The 11,975-nt window shown below is 38.5% G+C and carries 10 protein-coding genes and 2 tRNA genes; 1 reads left to right on the forward strand and 11 read right to left on the reverse strand.

From position 1 onward, the window contains the following. Positions 1-10 precede the first annotated feature (10 nt). From GZ22_RS09965 to GZ22_RS09995, 7 genes are all read right to left on the reverse strand, one after another. Positions 11-850 carry a carbohydrate ABC transporter permease gene (locus tag GZ22_RS09965; RefSeq protein WP_038561899.1) on the reverse strand — a complete coding sequence of 280 codons (840 nt, stop codon included), beginning with the start codon at positions 848-850 and terminating at the stop codon, positions 11-13. Between the two features lies 1 nt (position 851). Next, positions 852-1,745, reverse strand: a complete 894-nt coding sequence (locus GZ22_RS09970) for a carbohydrate ABC transporter permease (protein WP_084160715.1) — start codon at positions 1,743-1,745, stop codon at positions 852-854. Between the two features lie 76 nt (positions 1,746-1,821). Then, a complete protein-coding gene (locus GZ22_RS09975; RefSeq protein WP_038561906.1) occupies positions 1,822-3,099 on the reverse strand; it encodes an ABC transporter substrate-binding protein in 1,278 nt (425 codons plus the stop codon). A 216-nt stretch (positions 3,100-3,315) separates the two neighbouring features. Beyond that, positions 3,316-4,518: an MFS transporter gene (locus GZ22_RS09980; protein ID WP_038561909.1), complete on the reverse strand. Its 1,203-nt coding sequence runs from the start codon at positions 4,516-4,518 to the stop codon at positions 3,316-3,318. A gap of 256 nt (positions 4,519-4,774) precedes the next feature. Continuing rightward, the gene (locus GZ22_RS09985) at positions 4,775-5,671 is read right to left on the reverse strand and encodes a shikimate dehydrogenase (RefSeq protein ID WP_038561913.1); all 897 of its coding nucleotides are present in this window, start codon (positions 5,669-5,671) and stop codon (positions 4,775-4,777) included. 103 nt (positions 5,672-5,774) lie between these two features. Then, complete coding sequence (aroD, locus tag GZ22_RS09990; RefSeq protein WP_038561916.1) at positions 5,775-6,527, reverse strand: type I 3-dehydroquinate dehydratase; 753 nt, start codon at positions 6,525-6,527, stop codon at positions 5,775-5,777. A 79-nt stretch (positions 6,528-6,606) separates the two neighbouring features. Continuing rightward, positions 6,607-7,800, reverse strand: coding sequence for an MFS transporter (locus tag GZ22_RS09995; protein ID WP_038561919.1), 1,194 nt, complete (start codon positions 7,798-7,800; stop codon positions 6,607-6,609). A gap of 1,365 nt (positions 7,801-9,165) precedes the next feature. Between GZ22_RS09995 and GZ22_RS10000 the strand changes: the two genes are divergently transcribed. Next, entirely contained in the window at positions 9,166-10,179 is a 1,014-nt protein-coding gene (locus GZ22_RS10000) for a LacI family DNA-binding transcriptional regulator (protein ID WP_038561922.1), read from the forward strand. A 360-nt stretch (positions 10,180-10,539) separates the two neighbouring features. Here the strand turns inward: GZ22_RS10000 and GZ22_RS10005 are convergent. From GZ22_RS10005 to GZ22_RS10020, 4 genes are all read right to left on the reverse strand, one after another. Continuing rightward, positions 10,540-10,613: transfer RNA gene (locus GZ22_RS10005), tRNA-Arg, on the reverse strand. Position 10,614: 1 nt separating this feature from the next. Continuing rightward, positions 10,615-10,688, reverse strand: a tRNA-Gly gene (locus GZ22_RS10010). 122 nt (positions 10,689-10,810) lie between these two features. After that, positions 10,811-11,365 carry a DUF420 domain-containing protein gene (locus GZ22_RS10015; RefSeq protein ID WP_038561925.1) on the reverse strand — a complete coding sequence of 185 codons (555 nt, stop codon included), beginning with the start codon at positions 11,363-11,365 and terminating at the stop codon, positions 10,811-10,813. 88 nt (positions 11,366-11,453) lie between these two features. Further along, the gene (locus GZ22_RS10020) at positions 11,454-11,966 is read right to left on the reverse strand and encodes a metallophosphoesterase family protein (RefSeq protein ID WP_038561928.1); all 513 of its coding nucleotides are present in this window, start codon (positions 11,964-11,966) and stop codon (positions 11,454-11,456) included. Positions 11,967-11,975: the final 9 nt, after the last annotated feature.

Below are 11,975 nucleotides of genomic sequence, written 5' to 3' on the forward strand. Positions count from 1 at the left end.
CATCTCCTCTCTATCCCTTTAGACCAGTTGTGCTGATACCTTCCACAACATAGCGCTGGAAGATGAAGAAGATAACAAACACTGGTACAAGTGTGACAATCGACATGGCGAACATCGCTCCCCAGTTTGATACCGTTTCGTTACTCAAGAACATGTTCAACGCCATCGAGACTGTATATTTTTCTGGACTGTTCAAATAGAGAACCGGCCCAAGCAAGTTATCCCAAGTCCAATAGAAAGTGAAGATTGCTGTAGTAGCTAAAGCAGGAACGATAAGTGGCAGTATTACCTTATAAAAGATTTGGAACGTATTCGCCCCATCAATTGTCGCTGCCTCATCCAGCTCCCTCGGTATGGTTCGGATGAATTGAACGAGCAAGAAGATGAAAAATGGGTGTCCAAAGAAGGCTGGCACAACTAACGGTTTTAAGGAATTCAGCCAGCCCAGCTCAGAGAAGATGATGTACTGCGGAATCATGACGACTTCGTAAGGCAGCATCAGTGTAACGAGCATGATCATAAACCAAAACCCTCGTCCCACGAACTTCAGTCTGGCAAAGCCAAATGCAATTAGTGAACACGAAATCAAGTGACCAAGCAGCATCCATATAACAAAAACGATTGTATTTTTAATGAACGTACCAAAACCATATCCGCCAAAGCCTTCCCATCCTTGCGCGTAATTCAACAACGTAAAGGGATTGGGAATAAGAGAACTAGCGGTAATGAAAATATCTCCGCTTTCCTTAAACGAGCTGACAAAAAGCCAAATAACCGGGTAAAGCAACAGAACGGCAAAGCCTCCGACTAGAATGTGGTAGAGAAAATATCGAGGTCTTCTTTTAGTCATTTTATTTCCCCTCCGACTCATAATGCACCCAATACTTAGAAGTCAAGAAGATGATTCCTGTCAAAATACCTACAATAACCAGCATGACCCACGCCATTGCAGACGCATAGCCCATATTGAAGTACTCAAATCCTTGCTTGAACAAGTATAGAGAGTAAAGTAGCGTACCATCGAGCGGACCACCTGTCCCTTTGGAAATAATGAAGGCAGGCACGAAGGTCATAAACGCAGAGATTGTCTGCATGATAATGTTGAACAATAAAACAGGACTTAGCATCGGCAATGTGATGCGGAAGAATTTCTGGAAAAAGTTCGCTCCATCCACACTGGCTGCTTCATAAAAACTAGCAGGAATGGATTTCAATCCAGCCAAGAAGATCAGCATCGATGACCCAAACTGCCAGATGGATAGAAAGATAAGCATCCATAGCGCTGCTGTTGGTTCACCAAACCAACGAATCGAATCAATGCCCATAGTCTTAAGAGCTATATTGACAATCCCGTCATCGCCAAAAATGTTACGCCACATGATCGCAACTGCCACACTCCCCCCGATAAGAGAAGGTAGATAATACAATGTCCGGTACCAGCCAACTGCTCGTGATCCGACATTTAGCAGCATGGCCACCAGTAAGGCAAAAGCGAGCCGCAATGGAACGCCAGCGAATACGTAAATGATGGTGACTTTCAATGAATTAATATAGCGAGGGTCTTCCGTGAACATTTTTATATAGTTCTCAAAACCAATCCATACTGGATCATCAAATAAACCATAATCCGTAAATGAGAAATATAAAGAAGCTAGCATTGGTATGATCGTAAAAGCTAAAAAGCCGATGATGAACGGACCAATGAAAAGATATCCCCACAAGTTGCTTCTTAGACGTGAGCTCAATGACCTTACTCCTCTCCATATACAAGTGTAATCAAAACGACAGCTGCTCAGCTGCCGTCTTGATCACTGTTATGCACTATTGTCCAAGCATGCCTTCTGCTTGCGTTCTAAAACTTTCAGCAGCTTCTTTAGGAGCAAGCTGACCATAACTGATTTGTTCCGCTAATGTTTCTAATAATTCGATGACCTCCCCAGCACCAGCTGGATCTGGAGCTCCCATTGGAGAACTGTTCGTTTCTGCCCATTCCACATATTCAAAGACTTGTTTCTGCGCTTCGGAAACTTCATCTTTCAACGCGTCTTTTACTTCAGAAGATCCTGGCACACCACGGTCACCTAGAATCAATTTATTCGCTTCTACATCGTTCATAAAGAAATCCAAGAAGTCAGCAGCAGCTTCTTTCTGCTCAGAGTTTTGTGACACTGAGAAGAACATACCAGGCTTTAAATAAAGACCGTCAGACGTACCAGGACCAGGCATTGGCGCGATCTCCAGCGGCTTCTCTGCAACCTGTTTTAATCCTACGAACTGATTGGACCATTGGAAAATCCCTATTGCCTCTCCTTTTACAACCGGATCATCTTCAATACCAGTTATTTGAGCAAGAGCATCTGGCGTTGGAGTTGCTCCTTTTTCCACTTGCTCTGCGATCATGCTCCAGTAATCCACGAATAATTTATCATCTTCATAACCTAAGCCGCTGCCATCCTCCGCATAAAGACGAGAGCCTTGGCTACGAAGGTAGTAATCGAAAAATACATCAGGTCTTAGATGCGTATCGAAAAATGCACCTTGTGCAACAGCTTTATCAGACATGCTCTTATAATCATCCCACGTCCAATCTTCCGGAATTTCACTTCCAAGACCTAGTTCTTCCAATAATTCCGGGTTGTAGTGGAATCCAACTGCGTTTACACCAGTGTTCATTCCATAGATACCATCATCTATTTTTCCGCCATTCACGTAATCCTCTGTCATATTGCTCGTGTCGATTTGCTCACCTAAAAACGGAGTCAAATCAGCTAATTTATTTCCTTGCGCATATTGAGCAAGATAGGAAACGTCCATTTGTACGATATCCGGCAATTCATTTGCTGCCGCTTGAGGTGAAAGCTTCTGCCAATAATCATCCCAGCTCGCATACTCCGCATCAATCTGCACATCAGGATTTTGTTCCTCATACATCTCAATAACCTTCGTCGTATAATCATTTCGCGGCTGATCGCCCCACCATGCAATTCTGAGCTTCACCTTACCGTCATCTGATCCAGAACTGCTTCCCTCACTGCTACAAGCAGCAAGCAATAAAACCATCATCATTCCAAAAACCAACAGAAGCGATTTTCTTTTCATGTCCAATCCCCCCAGATCTAATGTAAGCGATTACATTTATGATTTTACCAAAAGGATGGGAATGGAGGGTATATAGAAAACAGGGGTAAATGTTTAAAAAGTAGAGGAAAGCAGTCTTTATTTTTTGGTGATCTTCTATATTAAAGACTTCTTTGTATACCTGACATTGCAAAAAAACTTCGAGCTAATTCAAAGCCTCGAAGTTTTTTACTTATCTCATATATTGGTTCTCAATTGCGGTTTAGTCAGCTTTTGATAACGATAATATAGGAAAGCTGCAGCGACAATTCCAACTGATGCAACAACACTGTCAAAAATAAATATATGTTCCATATCCCCATTTTTAGCTATTAGTCCAGTTGCTACAGGTAAGACAACACTTGCTATACTAGAGGCTGTGGAAACAAACCCTGTAACAGTCCCCTTTCTTTCCCAGAAAAGCTGTGTCATCATTGAAATAGCCAGTTGTAAGATTCCTGCGGTCGAAAATCCTAGGAAAAAGCACGTTATACTTAAAACAAGTGGAGTATGGTTGCACAAAATAACAGTGACAGCAATCAAAGTAATAATTGGGTAAAGTAAAATCACCGTTACAGGCTTTAGAATTTTCTTTAACAGCACAGACAAAAAGAGTACTGAAATTAAAGAACCGATGCTATAATAACTCAACAATTCGACTGAATTGGATGCAGACATCCCTGCAACTTCTTGACCATAGCTAGGCAACCAAATTTGTGAAACTGTTAATAATGCGGTTGATGTAAAACCTATAATAATAAGAGCAAGACCTTCTTTCCAAAATTTAGGTTCGGTTAAAAACTGATTTACTTGAGGATGCTCACCTTTCCTTGCTTGTTCAGTTTGAGTCTTTGGAATAGCGAAAAACAAAAAAATCATATTAACAATGTAAATTACTGCTGGTACCAAAAAAGAGATGCCATAAAACAGATTATTATCGGATAGAATTAAAATGATATATGGCAAAAAAGTAGCTCCAAGCGATACAAAACCTTTTATCATGACACTTGCTGAGCTAGCGGATTTTGGAAACATCTCAGTGAGAGCTGGATAAGTTCCAGCATCCATAGCAGAGTTCGAAATACCTGCAAACAATGCTAACACAATCGCTATCCCGTAATTAGGCGCAAATGGAATTCCTACTAAAAATACGACCATCGCAATTGCGGAAAAGATGATTAAAGGTTTCCTACCGACTCTATCTGACAATGCCCCTGCTATGCTGTATGTTATCAACCTTCCTATACCTATCGCTGCAATTAAATAACTGACACCAGTAGCATCTGTATCCAACTGATTTGTTAAAGAAGACATATTCGAAGCTAGGATAATATTTACCATACCTAATAAAAAGTAGTTAATATACATCCCAAAGGCTGATAAAAAGTACTGATACTTCATTTGTTTCCCCCCATACTATGAAACACCCTGCAATTGTTCTCCCCATAGAAAAATACAGTAAAAAAAGTGATCTTAATATTGATAAAAGAATCCCCAAAAAAACTAAGAAAAACATAGAGTAGCCTCCTGTTTTTCTTAGCTCTGATTCTTCATTCATTAATTAGATGTGATGTATAGCATTCACATTATAAAGTGATAAATCAATCTTATTTATTATCTCCACTCTAAGTTAATTTACATATAGTTAGAGTACTTTTTATTCAAACATAATTTTTTTAATTTCATCTTTAGGCATTTCTTCACCAGTAAATAGTTTAAATCCTAATGCACCTTGTCCTAACATCATTCCCAAGCCATTGATAATTATTGCACCAGCTTCTTCTGCCTGAGCTAATAATTTAGATTTTGCTGGATTATAAACAACATCTGTCACGATTAAATCTTTACGCAATACATCTAAATTATCATCCAGTATACTTAAATGATCTAAAGGCTTCATTCCTAAACTTGTCCCATTTGCAAGTATTGCACTTTCTGCTACTTCACGACGAAATGCCTCTTTATCTTCTAGTGGAAAAATGTTTGCTTTTACATTATAATCCTTCATGTCATTGTTGATTTTTTCTACATTTAATTCAGCTTGGTGGAAATATTGATCATTGCGTGCAAAGATACTAATCTCAGAAATGCCTGCAAGTGCCAATTCAACTGCTATTGGTGTTGCCGCACCACCTGATCCTACTAGTGTTACCTTTTTCCCTTGTAAATCGACTCCATGTTCTTTAAGGTTGTTTACATAACCTTTTCCATCAGTGTTATAACCAATTAATTTTCCATCTCTATTGACGACCGTATTGACAGCTCCAATATACTTAGCGCTCTCATCTAATTCGTCTAGATATTGAATAACTTCCATCTTATTTGGCATCGAAACATTGAAACCAGCCACATCAAGAGCTTTCATCCCTTCTACAGCTTTTTCCAACGTTTCATTGCCCACTTCAAATGCAAGATACGCATAATTTAAGCCTTTTAATGTATATCCTAAATTATGCATTCTCGGTGATAAACTGTGTCCGATTGGTGTAGCAAGTAATCCAACTAATTTTGTTTTTCCATCAATTTTTTCTAAGTTTTTTTCAAAGTTTTCCATGTTAAAATCTCCCTTATGAATTATCTATAAAAAGTTTCATTTATATTGAATAACCTTACTTCACAATAAAATAGATAAGAATAGCCATACCAACTTACAGAGTTTAACTAATTACTTCTAAAACATTTCTTAACTGGTCCACAGGAATTTGACCTGGCGCAGATGCTTCTATCCCAGCACCAAATGTACAAGCTGAACCAAATACTGAACCAGCTAATCGACTAACAAGGCCTGTACCAGACATGGACATAGTAATGAACGGTCGATCCGCATACATTGTGTTCATTGCATTAGTCGCCTCTAATAAAATTAGAACATCCTCTGCACTCTGGGGCATAACAGCGATTTTCGGTATGTCAGCACCAAACTCTTGCATTTTGCGAAGCCGATAAATTATTTCTTCCTTAGGTGGGGTCTTATGAAAATCATGATTACACATGATGACATAAACACCATTTTCTTTCGCTAATTTCACTGTTGCTTTTACTTCGGATTCTTCAAAGAACAATTCAACATCAACAAGATCTATTTGCTTCGTTTGAATAGCTGTATGCAGCAATTCAAAATAATAACGATCGGAAATTTCTTTATTACCACCTTCTTTAAAACTTCTAAAAGTGAAAAGAAGAAGTGTATCTGGCAAAACCTTTCTAAGTTTTGTAATCATATCTGAAACAGCTTCTAAGCTTTCAACGTGCTCATAACAATCTACTCGCCACTCAACAATATCCGGTTTCGATAATTTTACTGCTTCAACTTCTTGAAGTATTTGTTCTTCTTTAGTCGCTACTAATGGAACAATAATTTTTGGAGTACCTTCTCCAATTATGGTGTTTTTTATTGTTACTGTATTCACTAAGTGATCCTCCTACTAAAATCTTTATTTCTAGATATTTTTAATCCTATTAAATCTAAAACGTTTGCGTTTTAATGACTCAGCTTTTTCTTGTTAATAGATTAAATCGATACATCACTACCAGTGCAGCCAAAATTTCTATTACAGCAATGGCCACTTCAAGCCAGATAATCGCAGTGATGCTAGTAGTATTTGCCATCATACCTGTTAAAGCTGGCAAAGAAATAACTGCTATACTTCCCGATGTTGATATAATCCCCGTCATCGTGCCTTTCTTCTGCCAGAATAATTGAGTGATAACCGTAATGGCTAACTGCAGTACTCCAGAGATAGATAACCCGACAAAGAAAGCACTGATAATTGCTACACTTAATGAATTTACTGATAAGAGAACAATCAAAGAAATAACAGTAATAATCGGGTATACAACCATAATTGTTACTGGACGAATCTTTTTCAGTGCAACAGCTAGCAAAATAACAGAAACAAATGCTCCTGTACTATAGTAGCTAAGCATTGTAACGGATTCGGTATCAGTCATACCTAATACTTCTTGTCCTAAAGTAGGCAGCCACAATGGCGCGATCATGATTAATCCTAAAGAGGTAAAGCCGATGATGATGAGGGCAAGACCTTCCACCCAAAATTTCGGTTGAGATAGAAATACGCTTTCCTCAGACTGTTTCGCACTTCCTTTATCAGATTCTTCATTTTTATGTTGCGGAAATCTGGCAATAAGAATCAGGACCAACGCAACTATTGTTACAATTGCAGGAATATAGAATGAAAATCGATAGCTTATATTATTAGTAGCTAAAAAAGTAATAAGTATTGGAAGCAGGATTGCCCCAACAGAATTAGATGCTTTTGCTAGAACATTGGCTGTTCCTGCAGATTTTGGAAAAGACTCGGTAAGGGCGGGATACGTCCCTGAATCCATCGCTGAGTTCGCAATTCCCATTAAAACAGCCAAAACAAAGGCTATTTGGTAATTGGGTGCCATAGGAAATCCGATTAAGAATATAGCCATTAAGATACTTGAAAAAGCAACTAATGGTTTTCTACCTAATTTGTCTGATAGATATCCGTTTAAAGCGTAAGTAAGAAGCTTCCCAATCCCGAAAGCAGATAAAAGAAGACTAATTCCTGAAGTACTTGTATTTAATTGTTCTGTTAAACTGCTCATATTTGATGCAAATATTATATTAACCATGCCTAATATGAAAAAGTTAAGATACATTCCACCAGCAGCTGTTATATATGGACTTTTCATAAAAAAATCCTCCATCCCCTCTATAAAAAAATAAACATTAAATTAGTATATTTGTACGCCCTTCCAACCTGACCTGTTCATCTATCACAACCTCTCAATACACACTGATTAGTCAATTCCTTGAACGTGTGTCACCAGTAACCACTTCATATAGTTAATAGGGCTTTAACTCTGAGATTTTAATTTAATTAGTTCTCTATACAATCATGTGGTTACTTAAAGCAGATTAGTATATCGTTCTACTAAATGAGTAAGATACCTACGCATTTGGCATTTGCATTTGATTCGTATCATTGTCACAGTGACAACTGTATCTGTCCTACATCGTTTAATTTGGTATATCGTTCTACTAATTGTGCAAGGTGCCTTACATATTTGGCCTTCGCATTAGTTTGGAATCATAGTCATAGTGACCGCTTCAACTGTGTCTATACCGTATCTTTTGTTTGGTATATCGTTCTACTAAATATGCGAAATTAACTCACGTATTAGCTTCTAAATATATTGAGATCATAGTGACAACTAAAGCAATGTCTATACCACATCTTTCATTTGGTATATCGTTCTACTAAGAGGAAAAGTAACTCGCATTGGCTCCTCAATATATGAAGATCATAGGACAACTACAGCTGTGTATATACCACATTTAAATTTGGTATATCGTTCTACTAATTATGCAAAGTAATTCACACATTTGACCTTCGCATTAGATTTAGATCATAGTGACAACTCTTACAGTCATAGTAATATGTTCAACGTCTTCCATGTTGAATATCCTTCTACATATGCTGCAACAAATTCTTTTCTTTTATAACACTTTAATAAGTAATTACTTGAAAAAGATGTAAATTGGCATTGAAATTAAAATGTGCAGGAACTACGTATACCTCATCATATTGAAAAGTACATTAAAACTTTTTTGTACCCTATCTATTCCACTTATTTTTCTATTAATCTGCGCAGAAAATAAACTAAAATAAGTGCGCCTCAGCTATTATACTGCCACACTAATATTGTGTCAAACCTATGACTTCACTTTATAACTCTTGTGATTTTTTTCACAATGATCTTGACAAGTATCAATTTCATAAATAATGCTTTCAAGATTTCATTAAATTATAGCTTTTATATGGCATAACTCACACATAGAAAGAAATAAAAGTTACTGCAATAAGCCTTAACCTCCCCTGCGATGGCATGACCTGTTATTGTAGGTTATATAAAAAAAAGGTACTATAAAGAAAGAAACATTATTCGTGAAATCCTGTGTCTTATCAAAAGGAAAAATAATTATGAAATGCATGATTTGCGACAATTAGTTTTCTTTTAAGAAATTAAAATTTTATTCAAGATGGTGATTCAACAATGAAACATCCTAAAAAAAAGCGAGTCACATTACAAGAGGTTGCAAAGCATGCTGGTGTATCAACTGCCACTGCATCCCTTGTCGTTCGTAACAATCCTAGAATATCTGATAAAACACGGAAAATAGTGATGAATTCAATGAAAGAATTAGGGTATGTATATGACAGAGTCGCTGCAAATCTCAGGTCACAAAGCTCTAATACAGTGGGTGTGATTATCACCGATATTTCAAATAAATTCATTTCTGAATTTTTGGTAGGTGTACACGAAACACTTGAAGAAGTTGGATATACGGTGTTATTAGGAACGTCTTTTGATTCTCTTGCCAAGCAAGACCATCTCCTTTCTACCATGTTAGAACATAGAGTCGGTGGCTTAATACTCGATCCTGTCTCCGGGAGTAATGCAGAAACAGCTAATCAGTTAAACCAAATGAACACACCAATGGTTCTTGCTGTCAGAGAACTACCGGAAGTAAAAAGTGACTATGTTGGCATAAATTATAGGAAAGGATCCCTTATGGCTACTAATCACTTAATAGATAAGGGACATAAACGAATAGCGTTTTTAGGAGGAATTCGAACATCCTCGACCTGGATCGAACGTATGGACGGATATCAGTATGCCCATGAAAACGGAGGATTGGTCATCGACAATCACTTAGTTGTAGACAGTCCTCCTACCCGAGAAGGTGGGTTAGAGGCTGTATTACAAGTTCTTCGTAATCCAGATCCTCCAACAGCTATTTTTTGTTTTAATGACTTAGTGGCCTCCGGAGTAATGCAAGGGTTAAGACAGGAAGGTTTTAATCCCGGGCAGGACATAGATATTGTAGGATTTGATAATATTCCTGAATCAGATGTCTATCATCCCCCGTTAACAACGGTCTCTTCATTTCCCAGACTTACAGGTGTAGAAGCCGCAAAGCTTTTACACCAGCAAATGACAAACGAAAGCCACGAGCAGCAGCGCGTGATCCTAGAGCCAGAGTTGATTGTTCGAGAATCTGCGTAATGTGATTCAATGTAAGATGACTGGCTATCTGTTGGAACATACTTACCCTGCACCTTCTTATAGTTTTGAACTACAGTCTTTTATTTAAGTTATTCAGCAATATTAATAAAAGGACTTAATTCAAAATAAAGCTAGAACGTAAAAAAGGCACTAGAATCCTTTATATTAGGAATTCTAGCGCCTTTTTTATTCTGTTACCTATACTAAAAACATAAAATGACCACTTTTATTTTTAAGCAAAGATACATGTAGGAAAGTATATACTCTCGGTTGTTTAACTAATCTGCTCCAAGGATTCTTCAACAATAGAAAAAGCGCTAAAACCTTTGTCTTCCAGGTTTTTAGCGCTTTTCTCTTTAGCGTCCCAAGAGGGATTCGAACCCCCGACCCACAGCTTAGAAGGCTGTTGCTCTATCCAGCTGAGCTATTGGGACATGGAGCGGGTGAAGGGAATCGAACCCTCGACATCAGCTTGGAAGGCTGAGGTTTTACCACTAAACTACACCCGCATGTTTCTTTTATGTATGCTGCCCTCTCTTAAGGACAAGATTTATTCTACATGATATATAACATATAGTCAACAGTTTTTTTGAAATTAAGAAATTGCTCCGGTTCCCCGGAGCAATTCTCCTTAATAATACGGGCGAATCATCAAGTAGACGATAACGCCTGTAAGGCTGACATAAAGCCATAGTGGCATTGTCCAGCGGGCGATTTTCCGGTGTCTTGGCACGTCCATATTCCATGCGCGTGTAATCGATGCAAGGGCTAGCGGTACGATAACTGCTGCCAGCACGATGTGCGTGATTAGGATAAAGAAATAGATTGGACGGATGATGCCTTCGCCTCCGAAACTCGTATCTCCTGAAAGATAGTGATAAGACACATAAGAAATCAGGAATAATGCTGTTGTGACAAAGGCCGAATAGATAAAGCGCTTATGCCAGATAATATTCTTCTTCATGATGAAGATCAATGCCAACAGCAGGAAGACGAACGTAAAACTGTTAAAGATAGCGTTCAGCATTGGCAGGATGTGTACGTCGAATAGGTCGAAGCCTTCGACAGGCGGTAAGCCGCTCAATACGACAACCAATCCATCAATGATGATGGTCAGCCAAATAACAAGCGGACGATAATTGCGTTTTTTATGATTTGGTTTGTAACCGAAATCGGCTTCATTCATACTAAATCACCTCAATTCATTCAAACACTAGTATAACGTATGTGTGAGGTGATTCGGCAATAGAAACGTTACAATTTTTTGTCCGAGCTTACTTGAATGTGACGGATTTCTCCAGTTCTGGTACTTCTTCGCCACCCAACGTATAATATCGAACCGTGGCAATTCTATCTTCGTAGGACAGAATGCAATAAGTCGGATATGGCGACTGCTTTGGCAAGCGAATGCTGCCTGGATTGATATACAGCCTGCCGTCGATCACGTCTGCTCTCGCCACATGTGAATGGCCGTAGCAAACGATCTTCGCATCTTTTTCTGCTGCAAGCTTCTCTAAAGGACGGAGACTCGATTTCACTCCATATAGATGACCATGTGTGATAAGGATCGGCAGCTCCGATGCTGTCAGCTCCTCCACTTCTGGATAAGCTCCGTCATAATCACAGTTTCCAGCGACACGATAATAGCCTTCCATTTCTGGCGCATCAAATGGCAGCTCTGAATCACCACAGTGAATATATGCCGCAACTTCGTCTTCATGTCGCTGCTTTAGCTTGTTTACTTCTGCTGTCAATCCGTGACTGTCACTCGTTATCAGTATCTTCATCCTCTAACC

This window comes from Terribacillus saccharophilus (genome assembly GCF_000725365.1).
In the GTDB taxonomy this organism is placed as follows: Bacteria; Bacillota; Bacilli; order Bacillales; family Amphibacillaceae; genus Terribacillus; species Terribacillus saccharophilus.